This is a genomic window from Gandjariella thermophila (assembly GCF_005405885.1).
Classification (GTDB): Bacteria; Actinomycetota; Actinomycetes; order Mycobacteriales; family Pseudonocardiaceae; genus Gandjariella; species Gandjariella thermophila.
In genome coordinates, this window is the sequence record NZ_BJFL01000003.1 from 297,496 (window position 1) to 315,695 (window position 18,200).

Annotated in this window: 19 protein-coding genes; 2 read left to right on the forward strand and 17 right to left on the reverse strand. The window is 73.5% G+C overall.

Annotation, left to right across the window (positions count from 1 at the left end):
* Positions 1-229: 229 nt before the first annotated feature.
* Positions 230-1,063, forward strand: coding sequence for an SAM-dependent methyltransferase (locus FFT21_RS05330; RefSeq protein ID WP_137812608.1), 834 nt, complete (start codon positions 230-232; stop codon positions 1,061-1,063).
* A gap of 19 nt (positions 1,064-1,082) precedes the next feature.
* Here the strand turns inward: FFT21_RS05330 and FFT21_RS05335 are convergent, their stop codons facing one another.
* From FFT21_RS05335 to hemL, 7 genes are all read right to left on the reverse strand, one after another.
* On the reverse strand, positions 1,083-2,510 hold the full coding sequence (locus tag FFT21_RS05335; RefSeq protein ID WP_225978099.1) for a MinD/ParA family ATP-binding protein: 1,428 nt from the start codon (positions 2,508-2,510) through the stop codon (positions 1,083-1,085).
* A gap of 134 nt (positions 2,511-2,644) precedes the next feature.
* Entirely contained in the window at positions 2,645-3,622 is a 978-nt protein-coding gene (ccsB, locus tag FFT21_RS05340) for a c-type cytochrome biogenesis protein CcsB (protein WP_137812609.1), read from the reverse strand.
* Positions 3,623-3,704: 82 nt separating this feature from the next.
* Positions 3,705-5,228: a cytochrome c biogenesis protein ResB gene (resB, locus tag FFT21_RS05345; RefSeq protein WP_137812713.1), complete on the reverse strand. Its 1,524-nt coding sequence runs from the start codon at positions 5,226-5,228 to the stop codon at positions 3,705-3,707.
* 62 nt (positions 5,229-5,290) lie between these two features.
* Complete coding sequence (locus FFT21_RS05350) at positions 5,291-6,067, reverse strand: cytochrome c biogenesis CcdA family protein (RefSeq protein ID WP_137812610.1); 777 nt, start codon at positions 6,065-6,067, stop codon at positions 5,291-5,293.
* 81 nt (positions 6,068-6,148) lie between these two features.
* Positions 6,149-6,730 carry a TlpA disulfide reductase family protein gene (locus FFT21_RS05355; RefSeq protein ID WP_137812714.1) on the reverse strand — a complete coding sequence of 194 codons (582 nt, stop codon included), beginning with the start codon at positions 6,728-6,730 and terminating at the stop codon, positions 6,149-6,151.
* A gap of 50 nt (positions 6,731-6,780) precedes the next feature.
* Complete coding sequence (locus FFT21_RS05360) at positions 6,781-7,410, reverse strand: histidine phosphatase family protein (RefSeq protein WP_137812611.1); 630 nt, start codon at positions 7,408-7,410, stop codon at positions 6,781-6,783.
* Between the two features lie 28 nt (positions 7,411-7,438).
* Positions 7,439-8,767 carry a glutamate-1-semialdehyde 2,1-aminomutase gene (hemL, locus tag FFT21_RS05365; protein ID WP_225978100.1) on the reverse strand — a complete coding sequence of 443 codons (1,329 nt, stop codon included), beginning with the start codon at positions 8,765-8,767 and terminating at the stop codon, positions 7,439-7,441.
* A 52-nt stretch (positions 8,768-8,819) separates the two neighbouring features.
* Here hemL and FFT21_RS05370 point away from each other — a divergent pair, with 52 nt between their 5' ends.
* Positions 8,820-9,575: a DUF72 domain-containing protein gene (locus tag FFT21_RS05370; protein ID WP_137812612.1), complete on the forward strand. Its 756-nt coding sequence runs from the start codon at positions 8,820-8,822 to the stop codon at positions 9,573-9,575.
* A gap of 15 nt (positions 9,576-9,590) precedes the next feature.
* Here the strand turns inward: FFT21_RS05370 and FFT21_RS05375 are convergent, their stop codons facing one another.
* From FFT21_RS05375 to FFT21_RS05420, 10 genes are all read right to left on the reverse strand, one after another.
* Positions 9,591-9,992, reverse strand: coding sequence for a hypothetical protein (locus FFT21_RS05375; RefSeq protein ID WP_137812613.1), 402 nt, complete (start codon positions 9,990-9,992; stop codon positions 9,591-9,593).
* 188 nt (positions 9,993-10,180) lie between these two features.
* Positions 10,181-10,555: a hypothetical protein gene (locus tag FFT21_RS05380; protein WP_137812614.1), complete on the reverse strand. Its 375-nt coding sequence runs from the start codon at positions 10,553-10,555 to the stop codon at positions 10,181-10,183.
* 14 nt (positions 10,556-10,569) lie between these two features.
* On the reverse strand, positions 10,570-11,025 hold the full coding sequence (mce1N, locus tag FFT21_RS05385; protein ID WP_137812615.1) for a transport-regulating membrane protein Mce1N: 456 nt from the start codon (positions 11,023-11,025) through the stop codon (positions 10,570-10,572).
* Positions 11,026-11,114: 89 nt separating this feature from the next.
* Complete coding sequence (locus tag FFT21_RS05390; protein ID WP_137812616.1) at positions 11,115-11,609, reverse strand: hypothetical protein; 495 nt, start codon at positions 11,607-11,609, stop codon at positions 11,115-11,117.
* A 51-nt stretch (positions 11,610-11,660) separates the two neighbouring features.
* Complete coding sequence (locus tag FFT21_RS05395; RefSeq protein ID WP_137812617.1) at positions 11,661-12,173, reverse strand: hypothetical protein; 513 nt, start codon at positions 12,171-12,173, stop codon at positions 11,661-11,663.
* Between the two features lie 29 nt (positions 12,174-12,202).
* Positions 12,203-13,180, reverse strand: a complete 978-nt coding sequence (hemB, locus tag FFT21_RS05400) for a porphobilinogen synthase (RefSeq protein WP_137812618.1) — start codon at positions 13,178-13,180, stop codon at positions 12,203-12,205.
* A gap of 120 nt (positions 13,181-13,300) precedes the next feature.
* Positions 13,301-14,833: a bifunctional uroporphyrinogen-III C-methyltransferase/uroporphyrinogen-III synthase gene (locus FFT21_RS05405; RefSeq protein ID WP_137812619.1), complete on the reverse strand. Its 1,533-nt coding sequence runs from the start codon at positions 14,831-14,833 to the stop codon at positions 13,301-13,303.
* A gap of 19 nt (positions 14,834-14,852) precedes the next feature.
* Positions 14,853-15,821 (reverse strand): hydroxymethylbilane synthase, encoded by a 969-nt coding sequence (hemC, locus tag FFT21_RS05410; RefSeq protein ID WP_137812620.1) that lies wholly within the window; start codon positions 15,819-15,821, stop codon positions 14,853-14,855.
* On the reverse strand, positions 15,818-17,191 hold the full coding sequence (locus FFT21_RS05415) for a glutamyl-tRNA reductase (RefSeq protein WP_137812621.1): 1,374 nt from the start codon (positions 17,189-17,191) through the stop codon (positions 15,818-15,820). The genes hemC and FFT21_RS05415 overlap by 4 nt, the downstream gene beginning before the upstream one ends.
* A gap of 100 nt (positions 17,192-17,291) precedes the next feature.
* Positions 17,292-18,107 carry a redox-sensing transcriptional repressor Rex gene (locus FFT21_RS05420; RefSeq protein ID WP_137812622.1) on the reverse strand — a complete coding sequence of 272 codons (816 nt, stop codon included), beginning with the start codon at positions 18,105-18,107 and terminating at the stop codon, positions 17,292-17,294.
* Between the last annotated feature and the right edge of the window lie 93 nt (positions 18,108-18,200).

Sequence of the window (18,200 nt, forward strand, 5' to 3'; positions counted from 1 at the left end):
CGCGCGGCGGGGGCCGTCGCCTTCCCCAGGGATCACCCAGGCCCTCGCCGCGCACCCACCATTCAGCGATGACTGGCGCGGAAACGCAGCGCCGGGCGCAGGCTCGTTCCCGCCCCGATCGGCCACAGCCGAGTTCGGCAGCGGCCCGAGGTCCGCAGGTACCTTGCGAATCCGATCGCCTACGCTGGGCGGCAGCGAACCCTTCCGCTACGACGCGAGCGAGGACCGGATGTCCGTTGTCGGCGAATCGGACGGCGTGCTACCCACGGAGATCGACACCAGCCAGCCCAGCATCGCCCGCGTCTATGACGCCTTCCTGGGCGGCAAGGACAACTACGAGGTCGATCGGGCGGTGTACCGGCAACTGCTGGAGATCGCTCCGGAGACCCCGCAGGTCGCGCGGCAATGCCGGGCGTGGCTGACCAGGGTGGTCCGGTTCCTGGCGGGGCACGCCGGCGTCGACCAGTTCCTGGACTGCGGCTCCGGGCTGCCCACCGCGGAGAACACCCACCAGGTCGCGCAGCGGTACAACCCGGAGGCGCGCGTGGTGTACGTGGACAACGACCCGGTGGTCGCCGCGCACGGCCGCGCACTCCTGGAGGAGAACGAGTTCACCCACTTCGTCGCGGCGGACCTGCGGCACCCGGCGGAACTACTGCGCAGCCCCGCGGTGGCCGAGCGCCTGGACTTCGAGCGGCCGATCGCGCTGATCCACTCGAACACGCTGCACCACGTCGCCGACGCCGAACGGCCGCGCGACATCATATCGTCCTATGTGGACGGTCTGCCGAGCGGCTCCTACGTGGCCATCAGCCACCTGTACGACCCGGCCGACGGAAGCCCGCGCAGCGAACTCGCAAGGGAGGCGCAGCAGCGGTTCATCAACCTGATGGGCACCTGCTTCTTCCGCACCCGCGACGAAATCACCGCGTTCTTCGACGGCCTGGAGTTCGTCGAGCCCGGCCTGACCTACCTGTTCGAGTGGTGGCCCGAGGGGCCGCGCCTGACGCCGCCGGCCGACGGGGAACACCTGCTGCTCGGCGGCGTGGCACGCAAGCCGTGAACCGGCACCAGCCGCCGCTCTAGCGGCGACGGCCGGTGTCGTTGGGGAAGTCGTCGGCGACGGTGGCGGCGAGTTCCAGCAGGGCAAGCCTGGTTGCCGGAGCCAGCCGGTCCAGTTCGATCTCCGCACCCTCCTCCAGATGCGGGTCGAACGGGACGCGGCAGACCGCCCGGCAGCGCGCGGCGAAGTGCTCGGCAAGCCGGTCCAGGTTGACCTTGCCGGACCGTGGCCGCACCGAGTTGATCACGGCGACCGAGCGGGACACCAGGTCGCGGTAGCCGTGCGCGTCCAGCCAGTCGACGGTGGCCGACGCGCTGCGGGCGCCGTCCACCGAGCCGGACGACACGATGATCAAAGAGTCGGCCAGGTCGAGCACGCCCTTCATGGCCGAGTGCATCAGTCCGGTGCCGCAGTCGGTGAGCACGATGTTGTAGAAGTGCTCCAGCAGGGCGACGGTGCGCCGGTAGTCGTCCTCGCTGAACGCCTCGGACACGGCCGGGTCCTGCTCGCTGGCCAGCACCTCGAGCCGGCTCGGCCCCTGCGAGGTGTACGCCCGGACGTCGCTGTACCGGGTGATCCGCTTGGCGTCGCGCAGCAGGTGCCGCACCGTGGCGGTGGTCTCCAGCGGGATCTTCTGGGCCAACGTGCCCCGGTCCGGGTTGGCGTCCACGGCGATCACCCGGTCACCGCGCAGCGAGGCGAACGTGGCGCCCAGGCTGGCCGTGGTCGTGGTCTTGCCGACGCCGCCCTTGAGGCTGAGCATCGCGATCCGGTAGCAGCCCCGCAGCGGCTGGTTGATCCGCGCGATCAGGTCACGGCGGCGCAGGTCGGCCGGGCTCTCGCCGAGGTTCACCAGGTGGCCGGTGGCCACGTAGACGGCGCGGCGCCAGCCGGACTGCGGCGGTCGCTTCTGCTGCCGGAGCAACTGCGCCGAGGACAGTTCCTGGTTGCCCTGCCGACCCTGCTGCGGCGCCTGATGCGGGTACGGCTGCGCCTGCTGCGGCCCGGACGGGCCGGACTCCACGTACTGCGACCCGTCCACCCGGTGCGGGCCGGAGGCACCGCCGGCGACCTGGTAGGGGCCGGACGGGCCACCACCGACGGAATGCGGCCCGGACGGGCCACCGGAAACCTGGTGCGGCCCGGAGTAGCCGCCACCGACCTGGTACGGACCGGAGGACCCGCCGGACACCTGGTACGGACCCGAAGTGCCGCCACCGACCTGGTACGGGCCGGACGGGCCACCGCCGAGCTGGTATGGCCCGGACACCGAGGGATCGACGTACAGCGGCGCGGGCGCGGCGGGGTCGGCCTGCTGCTCCGCATGGCTGGCATGCCCACCCGGGCCGGCCGTCCCGTTCGGCTGCTGGGCGTTGCCGCCCGCCCCCACCGTCGACTGCCATGTCGCGTCATGGCGCGGCTCAGGCTCTTCGTAGCGACCAGTCACCGCACGATCCTCCCCGGCAAGCGGTTGGAAAGCTCCCCGATCTCCGGGAGCGACGGTAGCCGCCGAATCACCGCGGGTCGACACCAGGTGCCGTGTCGTAATCGACGTTCCCCCAGGTGAAGCACAGCACCCGATCAGCCGTTGACGCCGGCGTACGAATGCAGGCCGGAGACCACGAGGTTGATGAAGAAGAGGTTGAACACCATCACCGCGAAGCCCAGCACGTTGATCACGGCGGCGCGGTTGCCCCGCCAGCCCGCGGTCGCCCTGGCGTGCAGGTAGGAGGCGTAGACCACCCAGGCGACCAGCGCGGTGGTCTCCTTGGGATCCCAGCCCCAGAACCGGCCCCACGCGGACTCCGCCCAGATGGCGCCGCACACGATGCCGAAGGTGAACAGCGGGAAGGCGAAGATCGTGGTCCGGTACGCCAGCCGGTCCAGCATGTCCGCCCCGGGAAGCCGGGGAGCCAGCCGGGCGAACCGCCGCGGGTTGTGCTCGTTGGCGGTGCGCACCAGGTAGAGCAGGCTGGCCACGCCGGGCAGCAGCAGGATGCCGCTGGAGGTGGCCGCGGCGGAGACGTGGATCACCAGCCAGTAGGACTGCAACGCCGGCTGCAGCGGGGCGGCGTTCGCGTAGAGCACCGTGCCGCCGAGGAACAGCAACACCACGATCGGCAGCAGCACGAAGCCGGTGAGCCGGCGGATCGGGAACCGGCGCATCAGCACCAGCCAGGTGACCATGGCCGCCAGGCACACCGCCGAGCCGTACTCGTACATGTTGCCCCACGGCACCCGGTGCACGGCCAGCCCGCGCGTCAGCACCGCGGAGGCGTGCAGCGCCACGCCGAGCACGGTGAGCGCCACGCCCATCCGGCCCAGCCGCTCCGGTAGCGGCCGCCCGGCCGGGGTCACCCGGGGCGGCGCCGGCCGGTCCAGCACGGCGGTACCGCCACCAGAGCCACCCACGGTGGCCGCCTCGACCCGCTCGGAGCGCCGCGCGAACCGGCCGAACGCCTGCTCGGCCAGGTAGAACAGCATGGACAGGACATAGATCGCGATGGCGGTGGCGTAGGTCCAGTCGCTGTACGTCGCCAGCGTCGTGTTGACCGTCATGTGCTGTCCCTCTTCTCCGCGGCTTCGCGCGGCCGGCCCCGGCACGCGCCGTGGTCGGTACGGGTGCCGCGGCTCGCCGGGATCATTCGGGGTCCTGCTCCGCCCGCTGCCGAGGCGCCGCGAGCAACTCGCCGGAGAGCCTGGTGAACTCCTCGCCGTAACCCGCCTGGTCGGTGCGTGCCAGCCCGCCGACCTCGACAACGGTACGACCGCCGCCCTCGGCACCGCTCTCCGGGGTGGCGCGCACCCACACCCGGCGCCGCTTCACGGTCAGCGAGGTGACCAGCCCGCCGATGATCAGGATGGCGAACACCAGCACCAGGTCCTGCGTCGGATCGTGGGAGACCTGGAGGTTGACCCACGGCACCACGCCGTCGAAGCGCACCGTGGTGCCGTCGTCCAGCCGCAGTTGCTGGCCCAGCCCGAGGTTCTGCGAGGCGACCTTCTTCAGCCGGCCGTCCGCGATCATCTGGTGGTCGACGGAGAAGATCGACTGCCCGCGGCCGGAGTCGGTGCCCAGGTCGCCGCGGTACACCTGGACCGCGACGGCCGGGCTGGTCAGCGCCGGGAACCCGGAGGAGAGGACCTTCCCGTCGTAGACGGCGGTCGGCGCGAACAGGCCGGTGACCGCGATCTGCTGCTGGCGGCGCAGCACCGGGTCGGTGACGTCCGGCGGGTCGAACTTGGTGGCGCCCTGGGACAGCTTGGTCTGCTGGTCCACCGGCTCCCACTGCACGTGGCCAGTGCGCTGCTGCCCGTTCGGGAAGGTCACGGTGAACACCGGAGAGTAGCCGTTGCCCAGCAGGTAGACCCGGTCGCCGGCGGTGCGCAGCGGCGAGTTGACCCTCAGGTCGTACGGCTTCCAGGTGTTCGTCTCCAGGTCCGCGCCGGACTGGTACTGCACGTCGGCCTGGTACGACTCGGCCTGGCCGTCCGGCAGGTACCGGGCCGTGAAGCCGTTCACCTTGACGCAGAACGGGTCCAGTTGGGTGCCGTCCACCCGCAGGCCGGGCCGGAACGAGTCGTAGTTGAGCACCCCGGAGTTGCAGAACTGGGAGCCGTCGGCCTGCACGATGACCTGGCCCTCGTAGCCGTACATCTTGCCCACCGCGTACGCGACCAGCAGGCCGAGCAGGGCGAAGTGGAACAGCAGGTTGCCGGTCTCGCGGAGGAAGCCGCGTTCGGCGCTGATGCTGCGCGCCCCACCGTCCTCCTCGCGCTCCACCGCCCGCCAGCCGCGCAGCTTCGGCCGCACCGCGGCCAGCACGTCCGCCGGCGAGGCGTCCACTGTGGACGTCGCGTAGTGCGGCATGCGGCCGAGGTTGCGCGGCGTGAGCACTGGCTTGGCCACGGACTGCCTGGCGTACTCGACGCTGCGCGGCACCAGGCAGCCGACCAGCGAGACGAACAGCAGCACGTAGATCGCGGCGAACCAGACGCTGCCGTACACGTCGTAGAACTGCAGCTTGTCCAGCACCCGGCCCCACCAGCCGTGCTCGGTGATGTACTGGCCGACCTTGGGGGCGTTGAGGGAGCGCTGCGGCAGCAGGGCCCCGGGCAGCGCGCCGAGGGCGAGCAGGAACAGCAGGGCCAGCGCGGTGCGCATGGACGTGAGGCCGCGCCAGGTGTTGCGCAGCAGCGCGAGCACGGCACCGATCCGCGAGCCGGTCAAAGCGGCAACCTCGTGTCGTCCACCACCGCGCTCTGCAGGAGCGCCACCATCTCCCCCCACAGGCCGGTGACCAGCAGCACGCCCACCACGACCAGCAGCGCACCGCCGGTGAGCTGCACCGCGCGGACGTGCCCGCGCAGCCAGCCGACCGCCCGCAGCGCCCACCGAGCGCCGAGCGCGAGCAGCACGAACGGCAGGCCCAGGCCGAGGCAGTAGGCCAGCACCAGGAGCACCCCGCGCAGCGTGCTCGAGCCGACCTGGGTGCCGCTGGCCACCGCGACCACGCCGACCAGCGTGGGCCCCAGGCACGGCGTCCAGCCCAGGCCGAACACCGCGCCGAGCAGCGGGGCGCCGAGCAGCCCGGCGCGGGGCACCCGGTGCAGCCGCACATCCCGCTGCAGCACCGGCACCAGGCCGACGAACACCAGGCCCATGACGATGGTGACCACGCCGCCGACCCGCTGCAGCAGCGTCTCGTTGGTGAACACCACGTCGGAGACGCCGAGGACACCGATCACCCCGGCCGCGAAGACGACGGTGAAACCGAGCACGAACAGCAGGGCGGCGCTGGCCACCCGCCACCGGCCCCGCCGGGCCGGCTCGCGCTCGCCGACCGCCGGCGCCTCGGCGCCCACCAGCCCGGCCAGGTAGGCCAGGTAGCCGGGGACCAGCGGCACGCAGCACGGGGACGCGAAGGACACCGCACCGGCGAGCAACGCGACCCCGGCGGCCAGCACCAGCGGCCCCGACGTGGCGAGCTCGGTGGGATTCACGCCACCGAGCGTAGGTAACCCCGGTGCGGAGCCAGGCACCGGTATCCCCTCCCGGCGGGCTGGGTCACAGGGGCCCGCCGGTCAGGCGCGTTCCGCGGTGAGCCGCTGCACCTCGGGCAGAATGTCCGAGGCCAGGATCGACTCCAGGTAGATGGCGGCCACCCGGTGCTGGCGGTCCAGCACGATGGTGGACGGCACCACGGACCGGGGGTAGCCCTTCAGTGCGAACAGCGACCGGCCGGGCGGGTCGTAGACGGACGGGTAGCTGAGCCCGCGGTCCCGGACGAAGTCGGTGGGCGCGCTGCGGTCCGCGTCCCGCAGGTCGATGCCGATCAGCTGCACCCCGGACGCCTTCGTCTGGTCGTACACCTGCTGGAGCTGGGGCATCTCGGTGCGGCACGGCCCGCACCAGGATCCCCACAGGTTGAGCACGATCACCTGGTTCGGGTAGTCGGACAGCTTGATCTGCCTGCCCGGCTCCAGCAGGCTCTCCCCGCCGATATCGGGGGCCCTGCCGCGCTTGTCCGGCGGGTAGAAGATCCGGGTCTGCCCGCCGGGCGAGACGAACTGGAAGTCGCCGCCCTGGGACACCGCGTCCTTGCCGGTCGAGCAGCCGGCCAGGGCGAGCACCGCGACCAACGCGACCAGCGCGCCCCGCACCATCCTGGTCGTCGTCGTCCGGCGGGTGCGCGTGGGACCGCGGTCGTGGCCGGTCATGCTCCCGTCACCGTGGGGTCGCTGGAACCGGCGGGCTCCCGGTAGGTGATCCGGACCAGTTCCTCGTCGGCGAACTCCAAGCTGGTCAGCGAGGCCAGCGAGCACTGCCGGCGGCGCGGGTCGTGCCACAGCCGCCGGCCCTCCAGGAACCGGCGCACCGTCCAGATCGGCAACTGGTGCGACACGCACACCACCTCGTGCCCGGCGGCCTCCTCCCGGGCCCGGTGCACCGCGGCCAGCATCCGGTGCGCGATCTCCAGAAAGGGCTCGCCCCAGGACGGGCGGAACGGGTTGCGCAGCTTGATCCAGTGCTTCGGCGAGCGCAGCGCCCCGTCGCCGACCGAGACCCGCTGACCCTCGAAGAGGTTGTCCGCCTCGATCAACCGGTCGTCCACGACGACCTCGAGCCCATGCGCCTCGGCCACCGGGGCCGCCGTCTGCCTGGCCCGCTCCAGCGGCGAGGACAGCACCCGGACGATGTCGTGGTCGGCCAGATCCTCGGCCACGGTGAGCGCCTGCTTCTCGCCGACGGTGGACAGCCGGAACCCGGCCATCCGGCCGTAGAGGATCCCGTCCGGGTTGTGCACCTCACCGTGCCGCAGCAGGTGGACGACCGTCCGGGTCACCGTTCCTCCCTCCGCCGGGTTGCTTCGGTCACTGGCGCCCCTCCTCGGTCGCCGCCGCGGCGGCCGCCGCCGCGTGCGGCAGCGCCTCGGCGATCACCGCGAACGCGGCGTCGTCCATGGCCGCGTTGACGAACATGCACTCGAACCCGCTGGGCGGCGGGTAGACCCCGCGGGCCAGCAGCGCGTGGAAGAACACCGGGAACCGCCAGGTCTGGGAGGCCTGCGCGGCGGCGTAGTCGCGCACCGGCTCGTCGGTGAAGAACACGCTGAGCATGTTGCCGGCGTACTGCACCTGGTGCGGCACACCCTCGGCGGTGAGCGCGTCGCCGATCAGCTCGCCCAGCCGCCGGGCGTTGCGGTCCAGCAGCCGGTACACCTCGTCGTCGGCGGCGCGCAGGGTGGCCAGTCCGGCGGCCACCGCGACCGGATTCCCGGCCAGCGTGCCGGCCTGGTAGACGGGCCCGGACGGGGCGAGGCGGGCCATCACGTCGGCCCGGCCGCCGAACGCCGCCGCGGGCAGCCCGCCGGACATCACCTTGCCGAACGTGTAGAGGTCGCCGGCCACCCCCTCCAGGCCGTACCAGCCGGAGCCCGACACCCGGAAGCCGGTCATCACCTCGTCCATCACCAGCAGCGCGCCGGAGGCGTGGCACAGCTCGCGCAGTTCGGCGTTGAACCCGGGCTCGGGGGGCACCGCGCCCATGTTGCCGGCGGCCGCCTCGGTGATCACGCAGGCGATGTCCGCGCCGTGCTCGGCGAACGCCGCGCGCACCGCCTCGACGTCGTTGTACGGCAGCACCATGGTGTCCCCGGTCTGCGCGCCGGTCACCCCGGGTGTGCCGGGCAGCGCCAGGGTGGCCACCCCAGAGCCGGCCTCGGCCAGCAGCGCGTCCACGTGACCGTGGTAGCAGCCGGCGAACTTGACCACCTTGCTGCGGCCGGTGAACCCGCGGGCCAGCCGGATCGCGCTCATCGTGGCCTCGGTGCCGGAGTTGACCAGCCGGACCTGCTCCACCGGCGGCACCCGGCGGATGATCTCCTCGGCCAGCTCCACCTCGCCCTCGGTGGGGGTGCCGAACGACAGCCCGGCCCCGCTGGCCCGCCGCACGGCGGAGACGACGTCCGGGTGGGCATGGCCGAGGATCATCGGCCCCCAGGAGGACACCAGGTCGACGTACCGGTTGCCGTCGGCGTCCCAGAGGTAGGGGCCCTCGCCGCGGGCCATGAACCGGGGGGTGCCGCCGACCGCGCGGAACGCCCGCACCGGCGAGTTGACCCCGCCGGGGGTGGCGGTGGAGGCGCGGGCGAAGAGCGCCCGCGAGCGGGTGACTGCTGCGTGCTCCACGTTGGCTGTCACGTCCCCAAGTCTCGCAGGTGCGTCCGAGCGGTTCTCGGCCGACACTAACGGCGTGGCGGTGTACGTGGGGACCTCCGGCTGGCAGTACCCGCACTGGCGGGGTGTCTGCTACCCGGCCGGGCTGCCGCAGCGGCTGTGGCTGGAGGAGTACACCCGGCTCTTCCCCACCGTCGAGCTGAACAACGCCTTCTACCGGCTGCCGACCCGGGAGGCGTTCGAGGCGTGGCGGCAGCGCACCCCGCCGGGGTTCGTCATCGCGGTCAAGGGCAGCCGCTACCTCACCCACATCAAGCGGCTGCGTGAGCCGGCGGAGCCGGTGGAGCGGCTGATGGGCCGCGCGGCCGGGCTGGGCGACCGGCTCGGCCCGGTGCTGCTGCAGCTGCCGCCGACGCTGCGGGCCGACGCCGCGCTGCTGGACGACTGCCTCACCCGGTTCCCGGCCGGGGTGCGGGTGGCCGTCGAGCCGCGGCATACGAGCTGGTGGACCGAGGAGGTGCGGCGGGTGCTCCAGGCCCGCGGCGCCGCGCTGTGCTGGGCGGACCGCGCCGGCCCGATCACCCCGCTGTGGCGCACCGCCGACTGGGGCTACCTGCGCTTCCACGAGGGCCGGGCGCGGCCGTTCCCCCGCTACGGCCGGCAGGCCCTGCGGTCCTGGGCGGCGCGGACCGCCGAGGCCTGGCCGGCCGACTCCGACGTGTACGCGTACTTCAACAACGACACGGGCGGCGCGGCGGTGGCCGACGCGGAGGCGTTCACCCGCGAAGCCGAGTCGCTCGGCCTCTCAGTCGTCCACCCCGTCGCCGCCTGACTCGTTCTCGGCGGATTACGCCGGGGAGCAGAGCCGGTGCGTGCGGAGGCGACCGATCTGCGCGGCGGTGCCGGAGATCGGGCTGGTCAGCGTGGCTGTGGCCAGGTTCTGCCGCGCGGCGAGCAGTTCCGCGTTGGCCGCGTCCACGGCCGCCTGGTCGGCGGCGATGCTGGCGGCCGTCGCGGGCTGGCCGCTGCCGCCATGGGACGCCGAGCCGGCGCCGCCGACCGTCGGCGGGGTGCCGCCGCGGCCGACCGAGGACGAGCCCGCCGACCCGGACGACGATCCCGCCGGCGCCGACGCGGCGCCTGCCTGCTGCACCACCTGGTTGAGCACGGCGGTCAACGAGCTTTCGGCCTTGGTCAGCGTCTGGACGTCGCTCGCCGTCGGGTTCTGGTCGTCCGCGACCTGGTCCACCGCCGGCTGGCAGCTGGGCCCGTCCGCGTAGCTGGACGGCGAGGTCGTCTCGGACGGGTGGGCGGCGGGGGCGTGCTCGACGGCGTCGACGAGCTTGACCCCGCGGACGGATCCGGCGCGGGAGACGGCGGCATTCGGACAAAAACGGGCAGCGGCTCGCCGAAGAGATCGCCGGAAGGGACCGCGGGTCAGCCGGGAAACCGGTCGGGGCCGATGCGCACCGCGAGCACGAGTTGGCGCACCGCGTCCACGACCAGCAGTGCGGCGAGCGTGCCGAGGGCGACCGCCCCGGTCATCCAGTTGCCGAGGTAGCGGGTCGAGTCCTCGGCGGGCAGCCCGTCCGCGGCCGGATAGTGGATCGTCACCACGCCCTGCCGCCAGCACCACACCGCGGCCGCCACGGCCAGCACCGCGAGCACGGCGTCGCCGAGCACCCGGAACATCCGCCACGGGTGGTGCAGCGTGATGCGGCGCGACCCGACGCGCACCGACCTGGGCGCGGGCCGTTCGTCCACGCTGGCGGTGCTCGCCGGTGGATCAGCCGGATAATGCGGACCGGTCACGGCCGTTCAGCCTCTCACGTCCGGACCAGCGGGCGCAGCGCCTCGCGCAGCGCGTCCACATCCCTGGCCCAGGCGAGCACCACGCTGCCGTCGTCCAGCCGCACCGGCAGCGCGGTGGTGCCGCGCGGCGGCGCCCAGCCACCGCCGAGCACCCTGGCGCCCACCGGCGCGCCGACGTCGTCCACCTCGGCCACTCGGGCCACCGGCAACTCCTCCCGACCCTGCCGCAGGGCGACCGGGGTGAGCCGGACCGCGTACACCTTGGACCGGGCATTCACCCAGACCGCGGCGGCCACCGCGAGCGCCAGGCCGACGAGCAGCCAGCCGGCCACGTGCGGCGCCCCGGCCACCACCTCGGCACCCAGGCCGATCAGTGCGAACGCCGGCCCCCACAGCACCGGCCACCAGGTGGATCCGCGCTCGGTGTACAGCGTGGGCTGCGGCTCGTCGGATGCGGTCGGGGTACTCATCCTGGTCCTTCCTCGGCTGACTGGGTTCGTCGCGCGCGGCCCGGCCCAGTCCATCACCCGAGCCGGCGCGGTTTCCACTCCCGCCGCCGTCAGCCGGCCCGCCGCTCGGCCAGCCAGCGCGAGGTGGTGCCCCGCCAGGTGAGCAGCAGGCCGGCCAGGATCAGCACGGCGACCAGCACGTTCTGCACGGTCCGGCCGCCGGCGACCAGGGTGAGCGCGAGGTGCAGGCCGGCCACCGCGGTGAGGCCGAGCCGGGCCCAGGACCGCCCGGTGCGCAGCAGCACGGCCAACGCGGCGTAGACCACGGCGAGCAGCACCGCGGTGACGGTGTTGTCCACCAGGAGTTGGTGGGTCAGCCCCGGCGCGTCGTCCGGCCGCACATGCTGCTGCTCGATCAGCAGCCGGCGCACGCTGTCCCGCAGCAGCCACAGGTAGCCGGCGTTGGCCAGGCCGAAGATGGCCAGGGCCAGCCAAACGCCGACGGCGCCGCGCAGCGCCAGGGGGGCGTCCTCGGCGGGTTCCGCGTCCCCAGTGCCCTCCGGCTCGTCGGGCGCCGCGTTGTCCGGGTCGACCGTGTCGCTCATCGGCTCATCCTGCCCACAACCGCGCGGCCGGGCGCGGGTGCGGCTTCCGGGTCAGCGGAGCGGGCCCGGGCGGCGCTGGAAGTACCCAGCGGCCGCCGGCACGAACATCAGGGTCAGCGCGGCGGCGTCGAGCAGCAGGCCGGCCACGCCCACCACGACGTCCAGCGCGCCGAACTGGAAGCCGAGGTCGGTGGTCACGCCCGCGCCGAAGGCGGCCAGGCCGACCGCGCCGAACAGCACGCTGGCGCCGCCGAACACGCCGAGCACGATCCGCGCCCAGTTCGCCCCGCGCGCCATCCGGTTGGCCAGCAGCACGTACCCGCCGAGCACAAGCGCGCAGAGCAGCAGGCCGAGCAGCACCGTGCCGGACACGGCGGCGTCCACCTCGTCCTGGCCGAGTTGGGGCACGGCCTGCGTCAGGTCGTCCACCAGCGCGCGACGGTCGGCGAGCCGGACCACCGAGCGGCCGGCGGACAGCACCGCGCCGCCGATCCACAGCCACCGCGACACCACCACCGGGCGGGGCGGCGCGGCGACCCCCGGTCGATCCTCCGGCCGGTTCATCACATCCATCGGCGCGCGTTTCCCGTGGCTCAGCCGGAGGCCAGCCAGCGGGCGGCGTCCACCGCCCAGTAGGTGAGGATCACGTCGGCACCGGCGCGGCGCAGCGAGGTCAGCGACTCCAGCACGGTGAGCCGGCGGTCCAGCCAGCCGTTCGCGACCGCCGCCTCGATCATCGCGTACTCGCCGGACACCTGGTAGCTGGCCACCGGGACCGGCGACATCTCGGCCACCGCGCGCAGCACGTCCAGGTAGGGCAGGCCGGGCTTGACCATCACCAGGTCGGCGCCCTCGGCGAGGTCCAGTTCGGTCTCCCGGAGCGCCTCCCTGGCGTTGGCCGGGTCCTGCTGGTAGGTGCGGCGGTCGCCCTTGAGCTGGGAGTCCACCGCCTCGCGGAACGGGCCGAAGAACGCCGAGGCGTACTTGGCCGAGTAGGCCAGCAGCCCGGCGCCGGTGTGCCCGGCGGCGTCCAGCGCCTCGCGGATCGCGCCGATCTGGCCGTCCATCATCCCGCTCGGCCCGATCAGGTGGGCGCCCGACTCGGCCTGGGCCACCGCCATGTCCCCGTAGCGGGCCAGGGTGGCGTCGTTGTCCACGGTGCCGTCCGGGGCGAGCACGCCGCAGTGGCCGTGGTCGGTGAACTCGTCCAGGCAGCAGTCGGACATCAGCACGGTGGCGTCGCCCAGTTCCTCGCGCAGGTCGCGCAGGGCCACGTTGAGCACGCCGTCCGGGTCGGTGGCGCCGCTGCCCACGGCGTCCCGGTGGGCGGGCACGCCGAACAGCATCAGCCCGCCGACGCCGGCGTCCACCGCCTCCACGGCGGCCTTGCGCAGCGAGTCCCTGGTGTGCTGCACCACGCCGGGCATCGACGAGATCGGCGCCGGCTCGGTCGCGCCCTCCCGGACGAACATCGGCAGCACAAGCTGCCTCGGCGCCACGGTGGTCTCGCTGACCAGCCGGCGCAGCGCCGGGGTGCGGCGTAGCCGGCGTGGCCGGTGGGTGGGGAACACGGTGCTCCCTCCCTTCGGGAAAGCCTTCGCGAAAGCGTCAGCGTCGGGAAAGCACCCGTGCGCCCGCCACCGGCGGGCGCACGGGTCTCATCGTTGTCAACGCGCGCCGCGGTCGGAACGTCACGAGCGGCGGGCCCGCTTCGTCTTCCTTGGCGGCGGCAGGGCGCCCTCGGCGCGCAGCCGGGCGGCGTGCTCGGCAAGCGCGTCCACCAGCGCGGGCACCTGCGCCAGGTCCGGCTGCACGTCCACCCGCAGGCCGAACTCGCGCGCGGTCTCCGCGGTCTTCGGGCCGATGCAGGCGACCAGCGTGCGGGCGTGCGGCTTGCCGGCGATGCCGACCAGGTTGCGCACCGTGGAGGACGAGGTGAAGCACACCGCGTCGAACCCGCCGGTCTTGATCATCTCGCGGGTCTCGGCGGGCGGCGGCGCGGCGCGCACCGTGCGGTACGCGGTCACGTCGTCGATCTCCCAGCCGCGCTCGCGCAGACCGGCGGCCAGCGTCTCGGTGGCGATGTCCGCGCGCGGCAGCAGCACCCGGTCCACCGGGTCGAGCACGTCGTCGTGCGGCGGGAAGTCGGCGAGCAGGCCCTCGCTGGACTGCTCGCCGGAGGGCACCAGCTCCGGGTTGATGCCGAAGGAGCGCACCTTCTCCGCGGTGGACTCGCCCACGCAGGCGATCTTCACGCCGGAGAAGGCCCTGGCGTCCAGGCCGAACTCCTTGAACTTCTCCCATACCGCGCGGACCGCGTTGGTGGAGGTGAACACCACCCACTGGTAGCGGCCGTCGACCAGGCCCTTGACCGCCCGCTCCATCTGCGCCGGGCTGCGCGGCGGCTCGACGGAGATGGTCGGCACCTCGACCGGGATGGCCCCGTGCGCGCGCAGCCGCTCGCTCATCGCGCCGGCCTGCTCCTTGGTGCGCGGCACCAGCACCTTCCACCCGTACAGCGCGCGGGACTCCCACCACGACAGCTTCTGCCGCCCGGCGACCGTGGCGCCGACGGTGACCACCAGCGGACCGGACAGCTCGCCGGCGTCCGCGGCCAGCGACGCCAGCTTGGTGTCGATGGTGCGCTGGTTGGCGCCGGTGCCCTCGACCGTGACCGCGACCGGGGTCTGCGCCGCGACCCCGTGCTCGACCAGCGCGGACGCCGCCTCGGCGAGGTGGCTGCCGGTGGCGTGTAGCACCAGGGTGCCGGACGCCGCGGCCAGGCCGGCCCAGTCCACTCCAGCCCGCACGTCGGCCTCGGTGTGCACCGCGCCGAGCGCCACGCCCGCGTAGGCGGGCACGGCGGTGCCGGCGGGCACCCCCGGCACCACGTCGAAGGCCACCGCGAGGGTGGACACCGCCTCGGCCTCGCGGACCACCGCGTCCTGGGTCAGCGGGTCGCCGGCGACCAGCCGGACCACCTCGCGCCCGGACTTGGCCTCACCGGCCAGGTCCCTGGCCACGTCGGCGGGGTCGCCGACCGCGGGACGAACCTCGACACCCTCCGGGACGAGCGCGACCACGTCGGCCGGCACGTCCGGGTCGGTCACCACCAGCTCGGCCCTGGTGAGCAACTCGCGGGCCCGGACGGTGAGCAGCCCGGCGTCGCCGGGGCCGGAGCCCACGAAGGCGACGCGTCCTGGCGTCTTCGCTGCACGGGTCATCAGGGCACTCCCCATCCATCTAGGCCCCGGGGCCGGGCACCGCCGCGGCCCCGAGGTCGAGCAGTTCGGCCGCCACCTGCCGGCCGAGCCGCTCCGCTGCGGTCAAGTCACCGGTGGCCGACGCGCGGAGAAGCGCCACGTCGCCCCCGGCCGCGTCGCGCGTTTCGGTCGCGTAGGTCGCGGCGACCCCTCGCAACGACAGCCGGATGACCACGCCGGAGCCGTCGTCCGCGAGGTCTTCCACCACATCGGCCAGCGCGCCGACGGGTGCGCTGCAACCCGCCTCGAGCGCCGCCAGCAGGGCGCGCTCGGCGGCAACCGCCGCTCGGCTGGCCTGATCATCCAAAGTGGACCGGAGCAGATGTTCGGTGTCAACATCGTCGATCCGGCACTCCACGGCGAGCGCGCCCTGCGCGGGCGCGGGAAGCATCTGGAGCGGGTCGAGCACCTCGGTGGCATCGGCGAGCCGGCCGGTGCGGGCCAGGCCGGCGCGGGCCAGCACCACGGCGTCCAGCTCGCCCTCGGCGACCCTGCGGATCCGGGTGTCGATGTTGCCGCGTACGCCGACCACCGAAAGGCCGAGGCCGAGGGCGTCGAGCTGGGCCTTGCGCCGGGGCGAGCCGGTGCCCACCCGGGAGCCGGCGGGCAGCTCGCCCAGGGTGAGCCCGTCCCGGGCGACCAGCACGTCCCTCGGGTCCTCCCGGGGCGGCACCGCGGCGATGACCAGTCGCCGGTCCGGCGCGGTGGGCAGGTCCTTATAGGAGTGCACCGCGACGTCCACCCGGCCGTCGGCCAGCGCGTCGCGCAGCGCCGAGGTGAACACGCCGACGCCGATCTCGGTGATCGGCTTGGTGGAGCGGTCGCCGGGAGTGGAGACCGTGACGATCTCCACGTCGACACCGGCGCGCTCCAGCGCGTCGGCCACGGTGCCGGTCTGCGCGAGCGCGAGTGCGCTTCCCCGGGTGCCGATCCGCAGGGTGCGGTTCACCGGTCGTCATCCTCCACGGGTGTCTCGTCGTCCCGCACGGTGCGGGGCGTGCTCACCGCCGCGGGCGCCTGCGGGTCGAGGCCGAACAGCTCGCGCAGCGCGTCCGCGTAGCTGGCCCCGCCCGGCGCCGAGGCAAGCTCCTTGACCCGCACGGTCGGGGTGTGCAGCAGCTTGTCCACCACCCGGCGCACCGTCCTGGCCAGCTCCTCGCGGACCTTGGGGTCCACCTCGGGCAGCCGGGACGAAAGGCGCAGCAGTTCGGCGTCGACCACCTCGGCGGCCCGCTTGCGCAGCGCGGTCACCGTCGGCGTGACCTCGGCCGAGCGCTGGCCGGCGAGGAAGGCGCGGACCTCCTCGGCGACGATCGCGGTGGCCCGCTCGATCGCCGGCCGGGTGGCCAGCTCAGCGCCGCCGCCGTCCGGCTCGCCGCGCAGCCGCTGCTGCAGGGTACGCAGGTCGATCAGGGTGACACCGGGCAGTTCGGCGACGCTCTCGTCGACGTCCCGGGGCAGCCCGAGGTCGCAGACCGCCAGCGGGCGGTCCGCGGCTCGGCCGGCGAGGGCCCGCTCCACCACGTCCGCGCCGACCACGGTTTCGGCCGCGCCGGTGCAGCAGAACAGCAGGTCGGCGGCGCCGATGTGGCCGGAGAGGTCGGCCAGGTCCACCGCGCTGGCCGGCACGCCCTCGGCGCGCAGTGACTCGGCCAGCCGCTCGCCGTTGGCCGCGGTCCGGTTGGCGATCAACACCTCGCCGATACCGGCGCGGCGCAGGTGCGCCACGGCCAGGCCGCCCATCGAACCGGCGCCGACGATCAGCGCCCGCCGGCCGGTCAGGCCGCCGAGCACGCCGTCGGCGTCGGCGAGCGCCTCGGCGACCACCGATGTCCCCGCGTGGTCGATGTCGGTCTCGCTGTGCACCCGCTTGCCCACCCGGAGCGCGTGCCGGGCCAGGTCGTGCATGGCGCGGCCGACCGTGCCGGCGGCGTCGGCGTCGGTGTAGGCGGCGCGAAGCTGGCCGAGGATCTGCGGCTCGCCGACCACCATCGAGTCCAGCCCGGCGGCCACCGAGAACAGGTGCTCCACCGCGGCCGCCGCGTAGTGCACGGAGAAATACTCGGCGAGATCCATCACATCCGCGCCGGCATGCCGGGCCAGCACGTCGGAGACGTCACCGAGACCGCCGTGGAACGCCTCGACGACGGCGTAGACCTCGACGCGGTTGCAGGTGGACAGCAGCATCGCCTCGGAGATGTTGTCGCAGGCGAGCAACTCGTCCAGAACCTTGGGAAGATCCGCTCCGGACACCGCGACCCGCTCCAGCACGCGTACCGGTGCCGTGCGGTGGGAGATGCCGACGACCAGCAGGTTCACGCGGCCGCCCCCCTGTCCGCGAGCGGTTCCACGCTGTGGTCTCCTTGCCAGCCGCGGCCGGACCGACGCATTGGCTCCAGGGACCGCACGCCCCGCTGGCTCACGGGCGCATCACCATCCCGTCCACTTCCGACATGCCGGTCCCGTTCACCGCGCCGTCCGGCCCGGCCGCTGTCGACTCCGTCGACCCCTCGTCGGCCCGGCGGGCAACGTGGAAGGACAGGATCTGCATCTCCACTGCCAGGTCCACCTTGCGCACCTCGACGTGGTCCGGAACCTGGAGCACGACGGGTGCGAAGTTCAGGATGCATTGCACGCCGGCCGAGACCAAACGGTCGCAGACCTCCTGCGCGGCCGACGGCGGCGTGGCGATCACGCCGATGGTGATGTCCCGATCGGCGACGACCTGCGGGATGTCGTCGATGTGGTCCACCGGGATGCCGCCGACCGGTACCCCGATCAGGTCAGGGTCCACGTCGAACAGCGCCGTCACCGGAAAGCCGCGGCCGGGGAAACCGTTGTAGTTCGCCAGCGCATGTCCCAGGTTACCGATTCCGACCACCGCGACGCTGTGGTTGCGGGTGAGCCCGAGGATCCGCTCCACCTGGCCGATCAGCACGCCGACGTCGTAGCCCACGCCGCGGGTGCCGTAGGACCCGATGTAGGACAGGTCCTTGCGCAGCTTGGCGGAGTTCACCCCGGCCGCGATGGACAGTTCCTCGCTGGACACCGTGCCGACACCCTGCTCGGACAGCTCGGTCAGGGCCCGCAGGTAGATCGCCAGGCGGGCGACGGCGGCCTCCGGGATCGCCCTCGCCCGCTCGCGCACGGCGGGCTCATCGGCCGGGTGCGGCACGGCGGGGGGCTCGGCCGGGGTGGTCACGACCTCGTCACCCTGGCCTGGCTCTGCCACCACGCTTGTTCTCCTCGTCGACACCGACTCGCATCGAATCCGCCCGCGCGCGGCGGAGTCGGATAGGCTCCACGAGTGCCCCGGGCGGTGTGATGG

Bases quoted from the DNA above. Each gene is read 5' to 3' on its own strand.
- FFT21_RS05330 (WP_137812608.1), top strand. From the start codon at position 230: ATGTCCGTTGTCGGCGAATCGGACGGCGTGCTACCCACGGAGATCGAC.
- ccsB (WP_137812609.1), bottom strand. From the start codon at position 3,622: ATGACGGTCAACACGACGCTGGCGACGTACAGCGACTGGACCTACGCC.
- resB (WP_137812713.1), bottom strand. From the start codon at position 5,228: ATGCGCACCGCGCTGGCCCTGCTGTTCCTGCTCGCCCTCGGCGCGCTG.
- FFT21_RS05355 (WP_137812714.1), bottom strand. From the start codon at position 6,730: ATGGTGCGGGGCGCGCTGGTCGCGTTGGTCGCGGTGCTCGCCCTGGCC.
- mce1N (WP_137812615.1), bottom strand. From the start codon at position 11,025: ATGAGTACCCCGACCGCATCCGACGAGCCGCAGCCCACGCTGTACACC.
- FFT21_RS05390 (WP_137812616.1), bottom strand. From the start codon at position 11,609: ATGAGCGACACGGTCGACCCGGACAACGCGGCGCCCGACGAGCCGGAG.
- FFT21_RS05395 (WP_137812617.1), bottom strand. From the start codon at position 12,173: ATGAACCGGCCGGAGGATCGACCGGGGGTCGCCGCGCCGCCCCGCCCG.
- FFT21_RS05405 (WP_137812619.1), bottom strand. From the start codon at position 14,833: ATGACCCGTGCAGCGAAGACGCCAGGACGCGTCGCCTTCGTGGGCTCC.